Source organism: Neisseria musculi, from assembly GCF_014297595.2.
Classification (GTDB): Bacteria; Pseudomonadota; Gammaproteobacteria; order Burkholderiales; family Neisseriaceae; genus Neisseria; species Neisseria musculi.
The window spans coordinates 2,797,829-2,817,928 of record NZ_CP060414.2 but is presented as its reverse complement, the minus strand read 5'-3'; the positions used below and the strand labels follow the sequence as shown (position 1 = coordinate 2,817,928).

General features: G+C 55.4%; 20 protein-coding genes and 1 pseudogene. 5 read left to right on the top strand and 16 right to left on the bottom strand.

The window, feature by feature from the left end; genetic code table 11:
• Window positions 1–47 precede the first annotated feature (47 nt).
• The 7 genes from H7A79_RS14540 to H7A79_RS14510 form a co-directional block, all read right to left on the bottom strand.
• Window positions 48–299 (bottom strand): DUF2523 family protein, encoded by a 252-nt coding sequence (locus tag H7A79_RS14540; RefSeq protein ID WP_187000624.1) that lies wholly within the window; start codon window positions 297–299, stop codon window positions 48–50.
• A gap of 3 nt (window positions 300–302) precedes the next feature.
• Window positions 303–380 carry a hypothetical protein gene (locus H7A79_RS14535; RefSeq protein WP_353663637.1) on the bottom strand — a complete coding sequence of 26 codons (78 nt, stop codon included), beginning with the start codon at window positions 378–380 and terminating at the stop codon, window positions 303–305.
• On the bottom strand, window positions 377–595 hold the full coding sequence (locus H7A79_RS14530) for a major capsid protein (protein WP_187000623.1): 219 nt from the start codon (window positions 593–595) through the stop codon (window positions 377–379). Before H7A79_RS14530 ends, H7A79_RS14535 begins: the two co-directional genes overlap by 4 nt.
• A 78-nt stretch (window positions 596–673) precedes the next feature.
• Window positions 674–871, bottom strand: coding sequence for a hypothetical protein (locus H7A79_RS14525; protein WP_434968539.1), 198 nt, complete (start codon window positions 869–871; stop codon window positions 674–676).
• Window positions 872–874: 3 nt separating this feature from the next.
• A complete protein-coding gene (locus H7A79_RS14520) occupies window positions 875–1,171 on the bottom strand; it encodes a hypothetical protein (protein WP_187000622.1) in 297 nt (98 codons plus the stop codon).
• Between the two features lie 54 nt (window positions 1,172–1,225).
• Complete coding sequence (locus tag H7A79_RS14515) at window positions 1,226–2,551, bottom strand: replication initiation factor domain-containing protein (RefSeq protein WP_187000621.1); 1,326 nt, start codon at window positions 2,549–2,551, stop codon at window positions 1,226–1,228.
• Window positions 2,548–2,754: a hypothetical protein gene (locus tag H7A79_RS14510; protein WP_187000620.1), complete on the bottom strand. Its 207-nt coding sequence runs from the start codon at window positions 2,752–2,754 to the stop codon at window positions 2,548–2,550. The genes H7A79_RS14515 and H7A79_RS14510 overlap by 4 nt, the downstream gene beginning before the upstream one ends.
• Before the next feature lie 109 nt (window positions 2,755–2,863).
• Between H7A79_RS14510 and H7A79_RS14505 the strand changes: the two genes are divergently transcribed.
• Window positions 2,864–3,811: an ABC transporter ATP-binding protein gene (locus tag H7A79_RS14505; RefSeq protein ID WP_187000619.1), complete on the top strand. Its 948-nt coding sequence runs from the start codon at window positions 2,864–2,866 to the stop codon at window positions 3,809–3,811.
• 317 nt (window positions 3,812–4,128) lie between these two features.
• On the opposite strand, the gene H7A79_RS14500 is transcribed toward H7A79_RS14505, so the two are convergent.
• Complete coding sequence (locus tag H7A79_RS14500) at window positions 4,129–4,407, bottom strand: hypothetical protein (protein WP_187000618.1); 279 nt, start codon at window positions 4,405–4,407, stop codon at window positions 4,129–4,131.
• A gap of 84 nt (window positions 4,408–4,491) precedes the next feature.
• Window positions 4,492–4,740, bottom strand: a complete 249-nt coding sequence (locus H7A79_RS14495) for a DUF1289 domain-containing protein (RefSeq protein ID WP_187000617.1) — start codon at window positions 4,738–4,740, stop codon at window positions 4,492–4,494.
• 169 nt (window positions 4,741–4,909) lie between these two features.
• On the opposite strand from H7A79_RS14495, the gene H7A79_RS14490 reads away from it, so the two are divergent.
• Window positions 4,910–5,674: a ParA family protein gene (locus H7A79_RS14490; protein ID WP_135035894.1), complete on the top strand. Its 765-nt coding sequence runs from the start codon at window positions 4,910–4,912 to the stop codon at window positions 5,672–5,674.
• Between the two features lie 444 nt (window positions 5,675–6,118).
• Here the strand turns inward: H7A79_RS14490 and H7A79_RS14485 are convergent.
• Window positions 6,119–6,862 (bottom strand): annotated as a pseudogene (locus tag H7A79_RS14485) (IS1595 family transposase).
• Window positions 6,863–7,174: 312 nt separating this feature from the next.
• On the opposite strand from H7A79_RS14485, the gene H7A79_RS14480 reads away from it, so the two are divergent.
• Entirely contained in the window at window positions 7,175–8,341 is a 1,167-nt protein-coding gene (locus H7A79_RS14480) for a beta-N-acetylhexosaminidase (protein ID WP_187000616.1), read from the top strand.
• A gap of 843 nt (window positions 8,342–9,184) precedes the next feature.
• Entirely contained in the window at window positions 9,185–11,818 is a 2,634-nt protein-coding gene (gene pepN, locus H7A79_RS14475) for an aminopeptidase N (protein WP_187000615.1), read from the top strand.
• Window positions 11,819–12,080: 262 nt separating this feature from the next.
• Here pepN and ileS read toward each other — a convergent pair whose 3' ends face one another.
• The 4 genes from ileS to H7A79_RS14455 all read right to left on the bottom strand — a co-directional run bounded on the left by ileS (window position 12,081) and on the right by H7A79_RS14455 (window position 17,006).
• A complete protein-coding gene (gene ileS, locus H7A79_RS14470; protein ID WP_187001745.1) occupies window positions 12,081–14,861 on the bottom strand; it encodes an isoleucine--tRNA ligase in 2,781 nt (926 codons plus the stop codon).
• 316 nt (window positions 14,862–15,177) lie between these two features.
• Window positions 15,178–16,086, bottom strand: a complete 909-nt coding sequence (rbsK, locus tag H7A79_RS14465) for a ribokinase (RefSeq protein ID WP_135035900.1) — start codon at window positions 16,084–16,086, stop codon at window positions 15,178–15,180.
• A 144-nt stretch (window positions 16,087–16,230) separates the two neighbouring features.
• The gene (locus tag H7A79_RS14460; protein WP_187000614.1) at window positions 16,231–16,587 is read right to left on the bottom strand and encodes a hypothetical protein; all 357 of its coding nucleotides are present in this window, start codon (window positions 16,585–16,587) and stop codon (window positions 16,231–16,233) included.
• A gap of 152 nt (window positions 16,588–16,739) precedes the next feature.
• The gene (locus H7A79_RS14455; protein ID WP_246407981.1) at window positions 16,740–17,006 is read right to left on the bottom strand and encodes a GNAT family N-acetyltransferase; all 267 of its coding nucleotides are present in this window, start codon (window positions 17,004–17,006) and stop codon (window positions 16,740–16,742) included.
• Window positions 17,007–17,358: 352 nt separating this feature from the next.
• Between H7A79_RS14455 and H7A79_RS14450 the strand changes: the two genes are divergently transcribed.
• A complete protein-coding gene (locus tag H7A79_RS14450; protein ID WP_187000613.1) occupies window positions 17,359–18,840 on the top strand; it encodes a subtype B tannase in 1,482 nt (493 codons plus the stop codon).
• A gap of 72 nt (window positions 18,841–18,912) precedes the next feature.
• Here H7A79_RS14450 and H7A79_RS15275 read toward each other — a convergent pair whose 3' ends face one another.
• A complete protein-coding gene (locus H7A79_RS15275) occupies window positions 18,913–19,155 on the bottom strand; it encodes a hypothetical protein (RefSeq protein ID WP_187000612.1) in 243 nt (80 codons plus the stop codon).
• 753 nt (window positions 19,156–19,908) lie between these two features.
• Window positions 19,909–20,004, bottom strand: coding sequence for a helix-turn-helix domain-containing protein (locus H7A79_RS14440; RefSeq protein WP_245231734.1), 96 nt, complete (start codon window positions 20,002–20,004; stop codon window positions 19,909–19,911).
• Window positions 20,005–20,100: the final 96 nt, after the last annotated feature.

Below are 20,100 nucleotides of genomic sequence, written 5' to 3'. Positions count from 1 at the left end.
GATTGATGCGGTTTTGCCCGAACCGGGAACGCCTGTTTGCAGAATAATCATTTACCATTCCCGCCACTAGGCATGAAGGAAAGTTTGTTTATGCCTGCCATTGTGATATTGAACACATAAGCCCAAAAAATGATACCGAGTGCATGACCGAAACCTGCCATGATGACAAGCCGGAATACGGCGGAGGGCATGTTTTCAAAATGGGTAACGATGTATTCTTTCAGCCAGTTCAATCCGACCATATAGCCGCCGTAGGTTACGAAAGTTAAGCCGAGCGCGGGAATAAGGAATGCAGGCATTGTTTAATCCTTTTTGAGACCTGAAAACATGATATAAGCCGCCGATATTGAAGCGAGACCTATTACAAGAAAACATATCATTTCGGCAAAACGGCACAGCCCGGCATCAGGGCAAAAATCACAGCGATGATGCCCAAAACGATACCGCCAACCTGCAAGGCATCTGAACGGGCAGTAGAGAGAGCCGTAGTAATGGCTTCGGGAACTTCGGCCATTGCCAAAGCGGGCAAAACACCCATTGGCACGGCAACGGCAGTTTTTGCGCCATATTTACGGGCAATATTCATTGCTTTCATGATATTTCCTTTAAGTGAGTTAAAAAAGTGTGCGCGGGCTTTTAAAGGCAGTCAGACCGCCCGCCGAGCCTGAATCTTTTACATTTCAGTCATAAAACCAAAGACGATAAAGTTGTCGCCTATCTCTTCTAATGCGGTTTCCACGGCTTCGTTTCTGTCGAAGAAAAAGCCCGCTTGGTTGATAAACGGCGTATGACCCACATCACCCGTATCAGACGGGTATAGGAAATCCCCTGTTTCCCGAGACTGCACTACATAAACGCGGGTTATCGTCATGGTTTAACCTTTGCTTTGTGTTCTTGGCCGAAAACCGATGATTTTCAGTTTTTGGCTTTTGCCGTTGGTTACCAGCTCAACGTTTAAATCGGCTTCAAAGGGAAATGATGCGCCTTTGAACTGTTCAAAGTTAATAGAGCCGCCGTAGTCGTATTCCGATGCCGAGCTGCCTAAAGCGTTGCCCTGACTCGCATCAAGCGGGGTGGAGACGATAACGCGGCAGTAATCAAAGGTTTTGCCGTCTATTTGGCCGTTGAAGCGCTTTACACCCATAATTTGACCTTGAATCTGCATCTGCATGATGGTTTTCCTTTCATAAATACACTGCACTTTCAGGCGGCAGCGTTCTGCCTTTTAAAACTTGCCGGAATATTGGTGATACGCCCAAGCCAAATAATCTTCTTCGTGCTTGTCTGAAATCAGCTTGGTCATTTTGCGTTTCTGTTCCAATGCCATTTCAACCAGCATTTGGGCGGATTCACCCGGTTTCAGACGGCCTTCATCTTCATGAACGGCGGGTGCGTGATTGAATTTGGCCGCGTAGTTTTCCATACTCAAACGCTTGGGCAATAAATCGTGTTCGGGTTCGAACATAGCCAGTATTTCGGCAGGCTGTTTGTTCGGAAACATGGATTTGGCGGCATTGATAGCGCGCCCGACTTGGTTTCGGGCGACTTCAATACAGCGTTCGAAAGTCAGATCGAGTACCTTTTTAACGGTTTCAATCCGTTGGGCTTTCTCTTGAAACTGTGAACAAATGGGATAGGCCCCGCCGAAGTATTCGCCCGGCACGGTCAGCACTTCAAAGGGAATAACAATATCTTTGGCTTTGAATTCGATTTCAAAACGCACCCACGGGCTTTGTTTGTCGCCCAACTGTTTGCCTTTTTCATACACGCGAACGTATTTGGACGATTCGCGCGAGCCGACATAGTAGGTTTTGCCCTTGCCGTTGTTGGATTCCCAATCGGTACCGACCGATTCGCCATCGGGCATCATGCGGTGATTGGTGAACTTGCCCGCCAGCCGGTCGGCTTTGGCCTGTTCGGGCGTGTATTCGCCGTTGAAAAAGTCTTTGGCAATATCGATGCGGGTAATCTTCGGGCGAACGGCTTGGGTGATGAACCGGTAAAGGCGGGATTCCCAGCCGTCTGAAGCGGCATTGCAGCCGGTGGCGGTAAGCTCTATCAGCATGGTGTTGTTTTGGCCGCCGAAGTGGACGCGCCCGTATTGGGCGTTATCGGTTCCCATCAGCCAGCAGGAATCATAGAAACGCCCACCCGTATGTTTGGCTTTTTCGGTAATGCCGAAGCCGAAAATATCGTTTAACGCCATTGATGCACGGACAATATATTCATCATCGGAAACGAGCGGATAACCGGCCAGCAGCGACAAAGTATCTTCGTGGATTGAAAAACTGATTTGGTCGATAAAGGCAGAATCTGCCTTACCGCGTCTTAACGGAATTTCCAGCAGACGGCCTTTGGAATCGGTCAGAAAGTGGGTGTATTTTTCAAACGCTTCCTGCTCCGCGCTTACGGCCGCTGCCGTTTCTGCTCCCCCCCCTGTTAGATAAGGGGGGCGCCATACCGGCGCATGAAGCCGCCTTTGGCGCGTCGCAAAGCCGCCGCCACCAAATACGGCTTCACGCGCTTTTTTTGCTTTGTCTTGGCTAATCATTCGGCAGACTCCCTATCCATGATTTCACGCACGGCCAAACGCCCGTATTCGCAAGCCTGATTGACGGTTTTGACACGGTTCAGAGGATTGCAGACGGGAAAACAGACAGTACGGCTCGGATTGTCGTCTTTGAAAATACGGACGATGTAGGATTTGGGGAAAAGTTCGGGTTCGGGGGTTACGGTATAGTAGACTGATGACATTTCAGACCCCCTTTCAAAAGTCGGTTGTTCCGATTTGTCAAGGGGTATAATGTAAAAATACACCCCTTTTCTTGGGTGTGCAATATATAAGGCCGTCTGAAAGAAATTTATGCTGCAAATCAAAAACATCAACAAACACTACGGCAATAAAACTGTGGCCGGCAATATCTCCCTTGAAGTAAACAACGGCACGCTGCTGGCCGTGCTCGGCCGTTCAGGATGCGGCAAATCCACCCTGTTGAAAATCATCGCCGGATTGGTGGAACCCGACAGCGGCGAAGTGTGGATAAACGGCGAAAACCGCACCCGCCTCCCGCCCGAACACCGCCATATCTCATTGGTATTTCAAGATTATGCCCTGCTGCCGCATTTAACGGTGCTGCAAAACACCGCCTTCGGCCTGAAAATGCGCGGGGCAAACAAAGCCCGGGCGCAACAGCGTGCCGAAGCCATGCTGGCCGGAGTCGGCTTAACCCATGAGGCCGGCCGCCGCCCCGAAAGCCTCTCCGGCGGAGAGCAGCAACGCGTGGCACTCGCCCGCGCGCTGATTACCGAACCGCAACTGATACTGCTCGATGAACCTTTCTCCAGCCTGGACACCGGCCTGCGCCGCCGGCTGCGGCAACTGGCTATCGAGAATATCCGCCGCCTCCATATCCCTGCCGTTATAGTTACACACGATCCCGAAGAAGCGTTTGCACTGGCCGACCATATCGCACTGATGCACAACGGCCGTATTCTCCAACTGGCCGAACCGGATACGCTGATCAGTGCCCCGATTGATGCCTGCGCTGCCCGTTTGATCGGTGCAGAAAACGTCAGCAACGAGCGCTACATTCCGCAGCAGGCACTCTGCTTCAACCATTGCCAAGGCGCGGCCAGCCGAATTGTGTCGTGCGTGCGCCTGCCCGACCGCAACCTGATTACACTGCACCACCCTCAGTACGGCGAAATACGGCTTTATCTCAACCCGGCGCAGTCTGCCGGCCTCAACCTGCAACCGGGCAGCGAATGGCCGCTGCGGGTAGATGAAAGCCAAGTGGTCAGGTTCGGTTGAACCAAAAAACCACTGTCTATCACAGCCTGTTCCCGTTTTCACACAAATGAATCCACGCCATACCGGCCAAACCCCGGTATGGCGCACCTTCTGAAGCAGCAGCGGCTTACTGTTATGGAACCGTGGTTTCTGCAAAACCACACCGGCCGTCTGAACATACTTACCGCTATGCTCCTTATCATCATCAGGCCGGGCTATGGCTCTTTAAAAACAATCAGATGATTAGAACAACCTAGAGATGGTGCATAAATTTGAAATGCCGGCATGAATTTTTCCCAAACACCGAGTATTGGAACATGCCGGCTCGTTTGCATTTTTTATCCCCCAACGCTTTTATTTTTACTCAAACGATTGTTTGGTGGTTTGTTGAATCCCCTCAAAAGCCACGCAGCCTTTGCAGAGTCTTTCAGCATTCCTGCCCGGCGCGGCTTGCAAAGCAACAAGCAAAAAAATGAACAATACAAAATAAACGAGCCGGAATGCTCTATAAATGAATCCGCTTCATTTTCGGCACCGGGCAAGCTGCAGACAATGCGGCAAAACACAGCAATGTCTGCAACAGAAACGAAGCGGTTCATTATGATGGTATTTTCCACACCGGCTCAGACCAGAATACACCGCCCTGCCCGATAAGGTTTTCCCGAACACATCAGGCCGTCTGAAAACACACCCTGCAACTGTTAAAACCCCAACCCCGCCTGCTCGGGCAGCTCTGCCGATGCCTGCTGTTTTTCCCACGCCTGTTTCTGCAGTTTCCGGCGGCGCGCAGCAATCAGCCGTATCACTTGGTGTTTTTGGGCATCACTCATTTTCAGCCAATACAAACGCTCGTTGCGGCTGCGCAGGCAACCTTTGCACAAGCCGTTACCATCGGCTTCGCACGCGCCGACACAGGGGCTGGGAATGGCAAAAAATTCGAGTTGTTCCATAAGCGGGCTGAAAACAAGGGGTAGGAAACAGGGGCAGGCATTTGAAATCTTGCAAAACTGTCATTCTGCTTGAAAACCCGGGCAGCTTCAATTGCAGGCCGCCTTCATACCATTGCGCCGCAAATAACGGTACAATTCGGCCAACCGCAAAATCTCACAGGTTTCACACATGGGCACACAGATTATCGCCGTAGCCAACCAAAAAGGCGGTGTCGGCAAAACCACCACCGTGGTCAATCTTGCCGCTTCGCTGGCAGCACAAAAAAAACGGGTTTTGGTTATCGACCTCGACCCGCAAGGCAACGCCACCACCGGCAGCGGCATCGACAAAAGCAATATCCGCGGCGTCTACCCAGTGCTGCTGAGCGAATCCCCAATCCAAGATGCCCTGCTGCGCAGCGAATCGGGCGCATACGATATATTGGCCGCCAACCGTGCGCTGGCAGGCGCCGAGGTGGAGCTGGTACAGGAAATCGCCCGTGAAATGCGCCTGAAAAACGCGCTGGCCGATGTGGCCGGTGATTATGATTTCGTGTTAATCGACTGCCCGCCCACGCTCACACTACTCACGCTCAACGGCCTGGTAGCAGCCAATGGCGTGATTGTGCCGATGGTGTGCGAATATTATGCGCTCGAAGGCATCTCCGACTTAGTGGCCACCGTGCGCAAAATCCGCCAAGCCATCAACCCGCAGTTGGACATCATCGGCATTGTGCGTACACTCTATGACAGCCGCAGCCGTCTCTCGCAGGAAGTTTCCGAACAATTGCAGGTACATTTCGGCAAACAGCTTTTTTCTACCACCATTCCCCGCAACATACGCCTGGCCGAAGCCCCCAGCCACGGCATGCCCGCTTTGGCTTACGATGCCAAAGCCAAAGGCACGCTGGCCTATTTGGATTTGGCAAAAGAGCTGTTGGAGAAACTGAAATAAAAAACAATCAATTGGCGGCAAAACAACATCCGTTAGTTTGATAAAACTGCGGCATGCCCAGGCTGCCCCGAGTATTTTTCTTTCCCAAAAAACACGCTTGGGGCAGATACAAATATAACGGGAACACTATAAAAACAAATCGAGCAAAGGCCCGGCTGCATATTTTCAGACGGGCCTGATACTATTATACAATTTGCTTGAGCCGTCTGAAACATTCAATTATTGTCATTAGCTGCGCAAGTCTGGAAGTCTGCTGCGCAGGGGAGTGCAGCAGACTTGCGAAGCCCATGGCGAGATACAAACGTTTTCAGGTTTGAATTGGTTTTTTGCAAAGGTATCAGGCCCGTCTGAAAATATGCAGCCGGGCCTTTGCCATATCTACCATACGCTATCCGCCCTTAATCCGCCAACAATTTGTCCACCACAACTCCGATATCCGCCCCTTTAACCAGCTCTGCCGTGAAGCAGGCAGCAAAAGTGCATCCGGTTACGTGCAAGTATTGGGACTACCCTGGATAACCAAGATAAATCTCTCTTTACCAATTGTTTAAAAATAGAAATTTGAGACTTTATTTCACTGTTGCCAAAACGCCGTCCGCACGCCTTCAAATACAGCTCAAAATGTTCTTTGTGAATACCGTTAAACTTGAGCAAATGCCGTTTTGCCTGATTCCGAAAGCTCCCGATTCCGTTAATGTGATTCTGCCGTTCTGCAAACCGTATACTGTGGTTGATGCGAAAGCAGCTGAATCCGCCCGCATCAAGTACATCATAACTTTTCATCAAGTACATCATAACTTTTGCAGCAATCAGCCAATCAGTATAGACAATGCTGTCCGGCTTTACTTGTCCGCGGATAACCGGCAGTAAAGCATCGGTTTGTGTATTGGGCACGGTAACCGTATAAACTTTGCCGTTGCGCTTCAAAAAACCGAATACGGCGGCTTTGCCGGCAGCTCCGCGTCTGCCTTTGCATTGTCCGCCAAAATAACTTTCATCAATTTCTCGCCCTCAAACATTTCCAAATGCGGGCTGTTGTGGAAGCTAAGTAATCGCAGAGATGAAAATAATAGGCGGCAGTGTTTTGTTTACACCAACCGGCTCGGCAGCTGTCCGTGCTGTAACGCCTGCGGCAAACAGTTCGATGAGTTTGTTTGGTCTGTAGTGGCTTAAACGGCTTTTTCTCATGGGGATTATTCTAAACTGGATTCGAATTTCCTTGGTTATTTAGGATAGCCTCTAAGTATTTAAGCGCAAGGCGGTGGGACGAAAATAGTACAAGGCAAGCCAACGCTGTTATGATTTTAAAGTAAAGCAGTCATAGGGTGCGAGGGAGCCAATGGATCATTCAGACAGTCTGCAGCGCAGCAGGGCATCTTCGCCGCTGAAGATACCCGATGGCGGATTCTGCCGCGCTAACACAATTATTAAAAAAATTAGCGCAATTTATGCGTTGGCCGCGTTATAACAGGCAACCGCCGAAAATCTGATTGGATGCCGATGTTTTTACCTCTCTCTTCTCTTTTGCCCAAGCTGTTTGCCACCCTGTTCCTGGGGGTGTTGATGCTGCCCGCTGCTGCTTCAAACCAGGGTGTGCTGCCGCAACGGGTTGCACAGCAGCCTAAGGCTGCCAAGCAAAACGGCTTGATGCTCGATACTGCCCGCCGCTTTTATTCTGCCGGGGAAATCAGGCAGTTTATCGATATGCTGGCCGCTGCGGGCGGGCAGTTTCTGCATCTGCATTTTTCCGATGATGAAAATTATGCCCTGGAAAGCCCGCTTTTGGGGCAGACAACCGCATCGGCCCGCCGCGATGGCAACGGTGTGTACACCAACCCCGCCACCGGCCGGCCGTTTTTAAGTTTCAAACAGATGCGCGGGCTTGTCCGTTATGCTGAATCCAAAAAAATCGAGCTGGTGCCGGAAATCGGCAGCCCCGCCCACGTGGGCGGCATTCTCACACTGCTTAAACACAAACACGGCCAAGATTATGTGCGGCAGCTGCAACCGGAAACGGCCGCCGGAGAAATAGACATCGCCAACCCCGAAAGCGTCCGCCTGGTGAAAGCTTTGCTTGACGAAGCTGCTGAAGTGTTTAACCGCAGCCGCCATTTCCACATCGGCGGCGATGAATTCGGCTACAGCCCCGAGAGCAACCACAAATTTATCGGCTATGCCAACACTTTGGCTGCGCACCTGGCCGGCAAAGGGCTGAAAACCCGCCTGTGGAACGATGGCCTGATTAACAGCACGCTCGGCCAACTCAACCGCAGCATCGAAATCACCTATTGGAGCTACGATGGCGACCCGGCCGACCCCGAAGCCGCCCGCTACCGCCGCAGCATACGCGCCGGTCTGCCCGAGCTGGCCGCCAAAGGTTTTTCGGTGTTGAACTACAATTCGTATTACCTTTATTTAGTGCCCAACGGCAAACGCAACTTTCCCCACGATGCCGCCTTTTCGGCGCAAGATATTCAAAAACGCTGGCACTTGGGCGTGTGGGACGGCGAAAACACCGCCAATGCTGCCGACACCGCCAAGATAACCGGAGCCGCGCTGGCCGTGTGGGGCGAAAACAGCCGCGGCCTGAGCAACGAAACCCTACGCCGCCACATTGCCGCTCCGCTGCGGGCCATGATAAACAAAACCAAAACAGCCAAGCCCTGATTTTCAGACGGCCAACCCCACGCCGCCCCGTGCTTGGCGCAGGGAAAGCCAATACACCCCGCCGTCAGGCAAACCGCCCCCGCTCGGCACAGGCGGGCAACCCAGGTTCAGACGGCATCGGGCAGATAGGATAGTTTCAGACGGCTGTGATCACTACTTTCAAACGGTTCGACCTATCCCACCCGTTCCCGCTCTTGGCCGGTTGCAGAACTGCAGAAACAATAATTTTGTCCCGACCGGGAGTGTTTTCTGATTTTCAGACGGCCTCGGGCGTGGTGTTTCAGAAGGCCACCCCACGCCGCCCGCGTGTTTGGCGCAGAAGAAAGCCATCCCCCCGCCATCAGGCAAACCGCCGCGCCTGGCGCGGGCAGCCCTGCTTCAAACGGTTTTGGCTAACGCGCCCAAGCGGTTCGGCCGATGTATCCGCATTCTGATGTTCAACAGCCTTGATTCATGCTTTCAGACGGCCCAGCCAATGCAGCCCTGCTCCCGTACTTGGCGGTTGCGGGCTGCCGAATTTTAAAAGAAATGGTTTTGCACGACCGGGAGCTGCCGCCGATTGCCAACGTCGGCAGATTGCAATTTCAGACGGCCAACCGCACGCCGCCCCGTGCGTGGGGATTGGCCAGTTGCAGACTCCGCCGGCAAAAACCGTTTTGTACCCCGCTGCCGGCAACCCCTGGTTTCAGACGGCCGCAGGCGCGCTGTTTCAAATGCCCGGCTCGTTTGCCGTGCCGGCGGCAGCAGTCGGCTTGCGCTGCGGGGTGCGGAGATAAAAACGGCGCAGTCGGTTTCGCTATATAATGCCGTTTTTTTGCCCGCCCTTTTGCGAAAGAAGCCATAATGAGCAAAACCGTACATTATCTGAAAGACTACCAACCTCCTGCCTATCTGGTCAGCACCACCGAACTGCATTTCGATATCGGCAACAGCCACACCGCTGTAACGGCGCATTTGGCGGTGGTGCCGCAGCAGCCCGGTGCGCCGCTGGTGTTAAACGGTTCTGCCGAGCTGGTAACGGTAGCCGTCAACGGCGAAACCATCACAAACTACGCGCTCTCTGAAGAAAAGCTGGTGCTGGAAAACGTGCCTGCCGTGCCGTTTGACGTAACCATCAAAACCCTGGTTAAGCCGTCTGAAAACAAATCGCTGATGGGGCTTTATGAAAGCGGCGGCAATCTGTTTACCCAATGCGAACCCGAGGGTTTCCGCAAAATCACTTTCTACCCCGACCGCCCCGATGTGATGTCGGTGTTCACCACCACCATCACCGCCGATGCCGCGCGCTATCCCGTGCTGCTTTCCAACGGCAACAAAACCGGCAGCGGCACGCTTTCAGACGGCCGCCATTGGGCAAAATGGCATGATCCGTTTGCCAAACCGAGCTATCTTTTTGCGCTGGTGGCGGGTAACCTCGTGCCCACCTGCAGCAGCTACACCGCCGGCAGCGGCCGCGAAATTGCCATCGAGTTTTATACCACGGCCGCCGATCAGGATAAAACCGCCTTCGCCATAGAATCGCTCAAGCACGCCATGCGCTGGGACGAGCAGCGCTTCAAGCTCGAATACGACCTCGATACCTACATGGTTGTGGCCGTGGGCGACTTCAACATGGGTGCGATGGAAAACAAAGGCCTCAATATTTTCAACACCAAATATGTGCTGGCCGACAGCCGCACCGCCACCGATGCCGATTTCGCCGCCATCGAGAGCGTGATTGCCCACGAATATTTCCACAACTGGACGGGCAACCGCGTAACCTGCCGCGACTGGTTCCAGCTTTCGCTCAAGGAAGGCCTCACCGTGTTCCGCGATCAGGAGTTTTCGGCCGACCGCATCAGCCACGCCACCTGCCGCATTGAAAACGTTGCCCTGCTGCGCGCCCACCAGTTCCCTGAAGACGCAGGGCCCACCGCCCACCCCGTGCGCCCCGAATCCTATGAAGAAATGAACAATTTCTACACCATGACGGTGTATGAAAAAGGTGCCGAAGTGGTGCGCATGTACCACACCCTGCTGGGCGAAGCAGGTTTTCAGAAAGGTATGCGGCTTTATTTTCAACGCCACGACGGCCGGGCCGTAACCTGCGATGATTTCCGCGCCGCCATGGCAGAGGCCAACGGCATCAACCTTGACCGCTTCGCCCTGTGGTACAGCCAGGCCGGCACGCCCGTGCTCGACACCGCCGGCCGTCTGAATGTCGGCGCCGGCCGCTTCGAGCTCACGGTGAAACAGCATATTCCGCCCACTCCCGATATGGCCGAGAAACAGCCCATGACCATGCCGCTGAAAGCCGCACTCTTCGATGCTGAAAGCGGCACACCGGTGGCTTTCAGACGGCCGGGCAGCAGCGCGGAGCTTACCGAAACCGTGCTGCTTATCACCGAAGCGGAACAAACCTTTTATTTCGACAACGTGCATCAAAACGTGATTCCCTCGCTGCTGCGCGGCTTTTCCGCCCCCGTGCATCTCCACTACCCCTACACCGATGAAGAGCTGGCGGTGCTGCTGGCCGCCGACACCGACCCTTTCGCCCGCTGGGAAGCCGGCCAAACACTCTACCGCCGCGCCGCCGCCGCCAACGAAGCCGCGCTCGCACAAGGCCTGCCGCTGCCCGAACACCCCAAACTGCTCGAAGCCGTGGCCTATGTGCTGGCTGCCGACTTAAACCCCGCCTTTCAGGCCATGCTGCTCGAAGTGCCGTCTGAAAGCGAATTGTGGGCAGACCGCGCAAACATCCAACCTTTGCTGGTGCACCAAGCCCGCGAAGCCCTGCTTGACACCATCGCCGCGCACTTTATGCCGCAGTTTCTGAGCCTGAACCAAAAAGCCGCCTGCGCCGAAGCACAGGCCGACCCCGCCGTCCGCTACGAATACAGCCCCGAGCGCGCCGGCTGGCGCACCCTGCGCAACACCTGCCGCGCCTTCGTGTTGCGCGCCGACCCCGCCCACATCGACACCGTTGCCGCCAAATATGAAGAAATGGCGCAAAACATGACCCACGAATGGGGCATTTTGTCGGCAATCAACCACAACGAAAGCCCCGTGCGCAACCAATTGCTGAACGCATTTGCCGAAAAATTCCGCAACGATGCGCTGGTGATGGACAAATATTTCACCCTGATTGCCGCCAGCCGCCGTGCCGACACGCCGGCACAGGTTCAAGCAGCACTCAGCCACCCCGCATTCAGCCTCGAAAACCCCAACAAAGCCCGCTCGCTGCTGGGGGCGTTCAGCCGCAACGTGCCGCACTTTCACGCCGAAAGCGGCGCAGGCTATGCCTTTATCGCCGAAAAAGTGATGGAAATCGACCGCTTCAACCCGCAATCGGCCGCCCGTTTGGTGCAGGCATTCAACCTCTGCAATCAACTCGAACCCCGCCGCAGAAGCTTGATGCAGAGCCAACTACAGCGGATTCAAAACCAAAGCGGCCTATCGAAAGACGTTGCCGAAATCGTGGGCAAGATTTTGGCGTGATGCGCATAGGCATGGTTTAAAAGCTTGAGGCCGTCTGAAAAGTTTTCAGACGGCCTCAAGCTTTTTCAAGTTGTTTCAGCATCTTAGCAGTCTGCATCATTGCCGGCCTGCCCCCGGTCGTCCCGCATCGGATGTTTCTGAAATACCTGCCTTTTGCCTGAATGACCGATACCGGATTATCGGGTTCCGATATTTCAGACGGCTCCAATGAGTTTTACAAAGGTCTCGGCCCTGTACCTTCACCTTACGGCATAATTCATCATCAGGCGTAGTGGCGCTCTTCGCCTTTGCCTTCGAGGTTTTCCGAGCAGCGTTTGCAGATGCCGGGGTGGACGGCGCCGATGTCGCCGGTGTAGTGCCAGCAACGCCCGCATTTTTCGCCGCCGCTCACTTTGGCGGTTACGGCCAGCGCGCTGCCTTCGACAACGGAGGCCTTCGACACCAGCAGGGCAAAGCGCAATTCACCGCCGAGCATTTTCAGATAAGCCGCCAGGTTTTCGGGCGCGGTAATCTCCACTTCAACCTGCAAAGACGAACCTACCGTTTTGTCGGCACGCAAAGGCTCGATGGCGGCGGTAACGGCTTCGCGCACCTGGCGCACGGCCTGCCATTTTTCCATCAGGGCGGCTTCGCTTTTTTCGTGGATGGGCGGAAATTCGTGCCAAGTGTGGAACAGCACGCTGTCTTCTTCGCCGCCGCCGATGATGTCCCACGCTTCTTCGGCGGTGAAACACAGTATCGGCGAAATCAGCAGCACCAGGCTGCGGGTGATGTGGTAGAGCGCGGTTTGCGCGCTGCGGCGGGCGTGGTTGTCTGTTTGGGTGGTGTAGAGACGGTCTTTCAGGATATCGAGATAAAACGCGCCCAAGTCTTCCGAGCAGAAGGCAACGATGTCTTTCACGGCGAAGTGGAAGGCGTAGCGCGGGTAGTAACCGCCCGCCAAACGTTCTTGCAGGCGGCGCGCCAGCACGAGGGCGTAGCGGTCGATTTCGACCATCTGGTCTTGCGGCACGGCGTGTTCGATGGGGCGGAAGTCGCTCAGGTTGGCGAATAAAAAGCTCAGGGTGTTGCGGATGCGGCGGTAGCTTTCGGTAACGCGCTTGAGGATTTCTTTGGATATGGCCAATTCGCCGCTGTAATCGGTGGAGGCCGTCCACAGGCGAAGGATGTCGGCACCGAATTCGTTATACACTTCTTGTGGGGCGACAACGTTGCCCAGCGATTTCGACATTTTTCTGCCGTTTTGATCGACCACGAAGCCGTGGGTGAGCAGCTGCTTGTAGGGTGCGCGCTCCATTGAGGCGCAGCCGGTGAGCATGGACGATTGGAACCAGCCGCGGTGCTGGTCGCTGCCTTCGAGGTAGAGGTCGGCGGGCCAGGCCAATTCTTCGCGTTGTTTGAGCACGGAAAAGTGGGTGCTGCCCGAATCGAACCACACATCCATGGTGTCTTTCAGTTTTTCGTATTGTGCGGCTTCTGCGCCCAGCATCTCGGCGGCATCAAGCGCAAACCAGGCTTCGATGCCTTTTTGCTCGATGCGCTGCGCCACTTCTTCCAACAGTTCGGCGGTGCGCGGGTGCAGCTCGCCGGTTTGTTTGTGCACGAAAAACGTCATCGGCGTGCCCCAATAACGCTGGCGCGACACCACCCAGTCGGGGCGGCCTTCTATCATGGCCTGTAGGCGGGCGCGCCCCCAAGAGGGAAAAAACTCGGTGTCGCCCACCGCTTTGAGGGCGGTGTTGCGCAGGGTTTTGCCGTTGGTGCCGGCTTGGTCCATGCCGATAAACCATTGGCCGGTGGCACGGTAAATCAGCGGGGTTTTGTGCCGCCAGCAGTGGGCATAGCTGTGTTCGATTGTGTTGTGCGCCAAGAGCCGGCCTGCTTCTTGCAGCCATTCGATGATAACGGGGTTGGCTTCCCACACGGTTAAGCCGGCCACGCGCGGCACTTCTGCGCTGTAGCGGCCTTCGCCGTTAACGGGGTTGTAGAGTTTGATGCCGTATTTGAGGCAGACGAAATAGTCTTCCAGGCCGTGTGCGGGCGCGCTGTGTACGAGGCCGGTGCCGGCATCGGTGGTAACGTGGCCGCCGTTGAGCATCAGAATGTCGCGCTCGATAAAGGGGTGGGCGAGATGCAGGTTTTCGAGCCTGCTGCCGGCGGCTTCGGCCAGCACGGTGGTTTGGCCGTCTGAAAAGCCGTAGCGTTTCCATGCCTCTGCGGCCAATTCTTTGGCCAGCACCAGCCTGCCTTTGGGGGTGTCGGTTAATTGGTACACCACATCTGCGCCGGCGGCAACGGCCTGGCTGGCGGGCAGCGTCCACGGTGTGGTCGTCCAAATCACCGCAAATACCGGGCCTTCGATTTGCGGCAGGCCGAAGGCGGCGGCCAGTGCGGCGTTGTCTTTAAACAAATAGGCCACATCGATGGCATCGGAAATTTTGTCTTTATACTCCACCTCGGCTTCGGCCAGCGAAGAGCCGCAGTCCAAACAAAACTGCACGGGTTTTTCGCCGCGGTAGAGGTAGCCTGCTTTGTAGATTTCGCCCAGCGTGCGCACGGTGTCGGCTTCGGTTTTGAAGTCCATGGTGAGATAGGGGTTTCCCCAGTCGCCCAGCACGCCCAGGCGGATAAAGTCTTTTTTCTGGCGCGCGATCTGCTCGGCGGCATATTCGCGGCAGAGTTCGCGAAACTTGGCATCAGGCATATTTTTGCCGTGCAGTTTTTCCACCATCACTTCAATCGGCAGGCCGTGGCAGTCCCAGCCGGGCACATAGGGGGCATCGAAGCCGGCCAGTGTTTTGCTGCGGATAATGATGTCTTTGAGAATTTTATTGACCGCATGGCCGATGTGGATGTCGCCGTTGGCATAGGGCGGGCCGTCGTGCAGCACAAATTGGGGGCGGCCTTTGGCTTTGGCGCGCAGTTTCTGGTAACGCTGCTGCTCCTGCCAGCTTTTCACCCAGGCAGGCTCGCGCTTGGCCAGATTGCCGCGCATGGGAAAGGGCGATTCATAGAGATTGACGGTTTTGCTGTAATCGGTCATGGGTTTCTCGCGGTTGCCGCTTTCAGACGGCCTTGAAAGCATTGCGGCTGCGGCCGTCTGAAACAGATGTGTTTCAGATAATCAAGGCCGCATTGTAGCCTAATTGCGCCGCTTTTATAAGGGAATATGCCCGCGGGGAACACGGCCTGCGCGCTGCACGGCACATGTTTGCCGAGCCGTTGCGCCCAAGCAGGGCGGCTTCGGCGGGCGGAGTGTTTCCCGGCCACGGCGCAATGTTTCAATTCAATATGGCTTGTCGGAAACCTTATTCAAAATCTGCACGCTTGCGGGCAGGCCGTCTGAAAACCCTGCGGCGTTAGGGCGGGGTTTGCGCGGCGAGAAAGGTTGCCAGCGCGGCGGCATCGGGCATACCGCTTTGTGCGCCCGCTTTGGTTACCGACAAGGCAGCGGCGGCATTGGCCTTGCGCACGGCTGTTTCCATGCCCTCGGCGCGGAACACGGCAAAGGCGCCGTTAAAGGTGTCGCCCGCGCCGGTGGTGTCAACGGGCATAACGTTGAAGCCGCCCTGCCGGCGCAGTTTTCCCTGCCCATCGTGATACAGCGCACCTTCGCTGCCGCGCGTCATCAACACCGGGCAGGGCGCGCGGGCGATGAGCTCTTCTGCCGGCATGTTTTCGGGCAAACCCAGGCAGATAGCCAGCTCGTGGGCGTTGGGCGTGAGCAGCGTAACCCAATCCAGCAGTTCGGCAGGCAGTTTTTGCGCGGGCGCGGGGTTGAGTATAAACGGCTTGCCGTGTTTGCGCGCCAGCGCAGCAGCGGTTATCACGCACGCCATCGGGATTTCCAACTGTGCCAGCACCGCATCGGCAGCGGCAATTTGCTTTTCGCAGGCTTCGATATGCGCGGGCGTGATGCCGGAATTGGCACCGGCAACCACGATGATGTGGTTGTCGCCTTCGGCCACGGTGATATTGGCCATGCCGGTAGGCGCATCTTCCAGCACCTGCACGCCCTCGATGTTGATGCCCTCGCGTTTCAGGTTTTCCAATGCTTCGCGGCCGAACGCATCGCTGCCCACCGCCCCCACCATGCTGACGCTCGCGCCCAAGCGCGCCGCCGCCACCGCCTGATTGGCGCCTTTCCCGCCCATAAAACGCTCAAACGATGTTCCCATCAGAGTTTCGCCCGGCTGCGGAAAGCGGGGAGACGATGTGACCAAGTCTATATTGATGCTGCCGGTTACGGTGATTTTCGGTGCCTGCATAGCGGGTTCCTTTAATGGGTGGTTCCGTCAAAATCGGGTTGTGTTTTTTTCAGGCCGTCTGAAAGGCTTGAATTCCATCATCGGCTCCGCAGGCCCGCTGAGCCGCCCAGGGCAGGCGGGATTCGGGGAGACGATGTACCAAGTTTATAATTGATGCTGCCGGTTATGGTGGTTTTCGGTGCCTGCATGGCGGGTTCCTTTAATAAGTGGTGCCGTCAAAATCGGATTGTGTTTTTTCAGACGGCCTGAGACTTTGCCAACCTGTTTGCAGGCCGTCTGAAAGGCTTGAACCCCATCATCGGCTGCGCCTGCCCGCTGCGCTGCGCCAAGTGAGGGCGGGGTTCGGGCAAATGTTTGTAAATTCTGCCGCCATCCCGGCCGTCTGCTTGGATGCAAAGGCCGTCTGAAAATATTCAGATGATGGCGGGTAAAATCAAAAAGCAGGTGTCGCAGCCGCACGCTGTGCAGGTATCGTAAAATAAATTGAAGCGGACACGGCATCGGCCGGTTTGCGGCCTATGCCGCCTGCCCTGCTGTTTCATTTAATACTGCCAAAGCCGGCACCGAACCGCAGGCGGAGCGGCCGGAGCGGCTCTGTTAAAGCAGGCCCGGCAAGCCATTGTGTTTGCAACGGGGCAAAGTGCCGTTTCTTTTTATCGGGTTTCTCCGCTGCGCTCGGCCAGCACGGCCGCTGCATAGCTGCAACCGGCGGTTAAGGCTATGTTTTGCCCGGCTGCTTCGGCAGCGGCGGCTTCAACCAACAGCCGTGCCAAACCTTTGCCGCGATAGGCAGGGTAGATAACGGTATGGTCGATGTTCCACGCGCCGTTTTCGATGCGGTAGGTGAGATAGCCTGCTTCGTCAAAATCTTGCAGCAGGGAAAATTTCTGTTTTTCGGGAAAATATTTAACGGTGTTCATGATGGGGCCTGATTTTTTAGTGACAAAAGTGCGGCGCGGGCAACTGCCCGAATCCTGCGGCTTTATTGTACCAGCAAGAGAGCGGCCGGCGTGCTCTTCGACATCACGCCGCCTGCACGGTTTCGGCCGCCTGCAACATATGTGCCGAACAATGGTAAAACAGCGTGTGCGGCACGGGTTGTGTGTTGTAAAGTGTTGCCGTGGTGCCGAGGCCGTCTGAACGCCGCCTTTAAGCAGCCGCAGGCTTTTTGCTGCTGCCGCTGCGCCGCAGAGGCCGGAACTTTTCAGACGGCCGGGAAAGTCTTAACCGAAATTTCCAACTTTCATCCAACCTTGTTTCCAACGGAAAACCATGAAAAAAACCGCCCTTGCCCTGATTGCCGCTTCGTTTGCCTTCAGCTTGGCCGCCTGCTCCGCGCCAAAAGCCGGCACGGCGCAAAACGGCGATTTGGATTTTGCCAAACAAACATCCACAAAACAAAGCTCGGAAATAAACGGCCGAACCGTGCATTATCGGGCATTTGAAGGCATCGTGTATGTGAACAACCCGGCCGATGCCGAATACGAAACCCTCAATATTTATGTGCCCGAGGCCTATTATTCGGGCGGCAGCATCGAGGGCTACACCGCTGAAAACGCGCCGATTTTCTTCCCCAACCCAATCGGCGGCTATATGCCTGCCAAAGCGGGCAAACCCGGACACGACCCGCGCAATAATAACCGTCCCAACGCCATATTGACGGCCTTGTCCAAAGGCTATGTGGTGGCTTCGGCCGGCGCGCGCGGCCGCACCGCTGCCAACGGCAAAGCCCCCGCCGCCAGTGTCGATTTGAAAGCCGCTGTACGCTATTTGAAAGCCAACGACCATGCCATGCCGGGCGATGCCGCCAAAATCATTGCCAACGGCACCAGCTCCGGCGGTGCCTTATCCGCCCTGCTCGGTGCTGCCGGCAACAGCAAAGATTACGAAGGCCGTCTGAAAGACTTGGGCGCAGCCGAAGCGCCCGATGATGTTTTCGCCGTTTCCGCCTATTGCCCGATTACCGACCCCGGCCATGCCGACATGGCCTACGAATGGCAGTTTAACGGCATCAACACCTACAAAAAAATAAACATCACCATGCTCGACTACAACGTGAAACGCGAGCTGGTGCCGGGCACGCTCACCGCCGCCGAAATCAAACTGTCCGACCAACTCAAACCACTCTACCCCGCCTATCTCAACAGCCTCAAACTCAAAGATCCGCAAGGCCGCGCACTCACACTCGATAAAAACGGCAACGGCAGTTTCAAAAACCACATTGCCGGCCTCTTGGGCGCGTCTGCCCAACAACAGCTCGATGCCGGCAAAAACCTCGGCAAACGCAACTGGCTCACCGTGAAAAACGGCAAAGTAACCGCCGTGGATTTCGACCAATACGCCCGCGCCGCAGGCCGCCAAAAAACACCGCCTGCCTTTGATGTCGTGGATTTAAGCAGCGGTGAAAACCAGCTTTTCGGCAGTGCCGCCGCCGACAAACGGCACTTCACCGATTTCGCCATGCAGCACAGTGCCGCCGAAAATGCCGCTTTGGCCGATGCACAAACCGTGAATATGATGAATCCGCTCCACTATATCGGCAGCAGCGGTGTGCAAACCTCCCGACACTGGCGCATCCGCACCGGCACCAACGACCGCGACACCTCATTGGCCGTATCCGCCGTATTGGCCGCCAAACTGCAAAACCACGGCCACAACGTTGATTACTTCCTACCATGGGAGGTGGGGCATGGCGGCGATTATGATTTGGAAGAGCTTTTTGCCTGGATAAAACAAATATCCACAGCCGGATAACGCCAAACAAATCCAACAGAGCAACGCAAACCGCGCCAATACTTAAACCCGCAAGCCCCTGCCAATAGCCATCTAAAAGTACACCACTTTCAAACCGGTATCGGCAGCGGTTTTTAAATCTGAAAGACTCATTACCCGTTTCAATCGCCCCGAAACGGTGCAGCAACCGTTCCAAAATATCCGCCGTACTGCGTTTGCGGCGGATACCCCGGGCAGGTTGGATTTCGGTATCGCCGGTTCGTTTAAACGGTTGATGATGTTCTGTACCGCCGCCGTGGGCATACCGTACGCCAATGCCGATTCGGCTGCCGTCACGCCGGCTTCCCGTATTCGGCAATCAGTGCCGATAGTTCCGCCATGGCCCCGTCTGCGGATTTCTGTTTCATCAGGCGTTTTTGCAGCTCTTTGACGGCAGGAGGCAATATCCGTTGTTCGAACGGTTCCCCGTTTCTCAATGCGCCGGGTTTGCGTTTGAGCCGCGGCAAGTCATGCTGGGGCTGATAAGCAGTCTGTCCTTTACCGTGTAAGCTGAAGTGCAGGCACTTCCTGTCCGCCCGCTATCTGTATCCTGTCCAAGTAAACATGAAGGCGGCCTGCCGTCTGACTAAATGACAAGGGGTGCGCTAACGGCTGCCTTCAAAGTTCACCGGGCACTGACTGTTCACGGCAAGGCTTGAAACGCGCGGGAAAATGAAGCTGTGCACCGGGGCATCCCCAATGCGGAGCGGCGGTTGCACAACTTGCGGTGCGGGCATCAAGGCGGAAATATCGGCAGCCGGGAAAGGGCGGGCCTTCAAACACAGCGGAACCGTTCGGGCCGTCTGAAAGCCGGGCACAAGGCCGGCGGCAATCTTTCAGACGGCCTTATTCTTGCGGGAAAACTTCTGCAACCGTCTGCTGTTTGAAATGGGGATGTTTGCGTTTGGCCGAGTCACTGTTGCACCTTTCGGGCAGATAGCGGTTAAACCCTTCCATAGCAAAGAAAGCCAACATCTGCGGGATAGTGTTGTTTACTACGTTGGTATTTGGCCGGGGCAGGGTTTCGGTGCAGATGTATTGATTAACGGTTCAGCGGTTGATGTCGGACTGTTTGGCGATTTGTCGGACGGATACGCCCTGATGAAACAGACGGCGTGCTTTGGTAATGGTTTCCATGTTAATCATTGCCGGGAAACTCCATAAAAGTGGAGAGTTTATCAATCATCGGGGTGGTGCGCTTTTAGATGCCCATTCCCCGATTCTTTGGGGCAGTTTTATATG

Bases quoted from the DNA above. Each gene is read 5' to 3' on its own strand.
- H7A79_RS14515 (WP_187000621.1), bottom strand. From the start codon at position 2,551: ATGATTAGCCAAGACAAAGCAAAAAAAGCGCGTGAAGCCGTATTTGGT.
- H7A79_RS14510 (WP_187000620.1), bottom strand. From the start codon at position 2,754: ATGTCATCAGTCTACTATACCGTAACCCCCGAACCCGAACTTTTCCCC.
- H7A79_RS14535 (WP_353663637.1), bottom strand. From the start codon at position 380: ATGATATGTTTTCTTGTAATAGGTCTCGCTTCAATATCGGCGGCTTAT.
- pepN (WP_187000615.1), top strand. From the start codon at position 9,185: ATGAGCAAAACCGTACATTATCTGAAAGACTACCAACCTCCTGCCTAT.
- rbsK (WP_135035900.1), bottom strand. From the start codon at position 16,086: ATGCAGGCACCGAAAATCACCGTAACCGGCAGCATCAATATAGACTTG.
- H7A79_RS14440 (WP_245231734.1), bottom strand. From the start codon at position 20,004: ATGATTAACATGGAAACCATTACCAAAGCACGCCGTCTGTTTCATCAG.
- H7A79_RS14480 (WP_187000616.1), top strand. From the start codon at position 7,175: ATGTTTTTACCTCTCTCTTCTCTTTTGCCCAAGCTGTTTGCCACCCTG.
- H7A79_RS14525 (WP_434968539.1), bottom strand. From the start codon at position 871: ATGACGATAACCCGCGTTTATGTAGTGCAGTCTCGGGAAACAGGGGAT.
- H7A79_RS14505 (WP_187000619.1), top strand. From the start codon at position 2,864: ATGCTGCAAATCAAAAACATCAACAAACACTACGGCAATAAAACTGTG.
- H7A79_RS14450 (WP_187000613.1), top strand. From the start codon at position 17,359: ATGAAAAAAACCGCCCTTGCCCTGATTGCCGCTTCGTTTGCCTTCAGC.
- H7A79_RS14520 (WP_187000622.1), bottom strand. From the start codon at position 1,171: ATGCAGATGCAGATTCAAGGTCAAATTATGGGTGTAAAGCGCTTCAAC.
- H7A79_RS14530 (WP_187000623.1), bottom strand. From the start codon at position 595: ATGAAAGCAATGAATATTGCCCGTAAATATGGCGCAAAAACTGCCGTT.
- H7A79_RS14460 (WP_187000614.1), bottom strand. From the start codon at position 16,587: ATGCCGTGTCCGCTTCAATTTATTTTACGATACCTGCACAGCGTGCGG.
- H7A79_RS14540 (WP_187000624.1), bottom strand. From the start codon at position 299: ATGCCTGCATTCCTTATTCCCGCGCTCGGCTTAACTTTCGTAACCTAC.
- H7A79_RS14490 (WP_135035894.1), top strand. From the start codon at position 4,910: ATGGGCACACAGATTATCGCCGTAGCCAACCAAAAAGGCGGTGTCGGC.
- H7A79_RS14455 (WP_246407981.1), bottom strand. From the start codon at position 17,006: ATGAACACCGTTAAATATTTTCCCGAAAAACAGAAATTTTCCCTGCTG.
- ileS (WP_187001745.1), bottom strand. From the start codon at position 14,861: ATGACCGATTACAGCAAAACCGTCAATCTCTATGAATCGCCCTTTCCC.
- H7A79_RS14495 (WP_187000617.1), bottom strand. From the start codon at position 4,740: ATGGAACAACTCGAATTTTTTGCCATTCCCAGCCCCTGTGTCGGCGCG.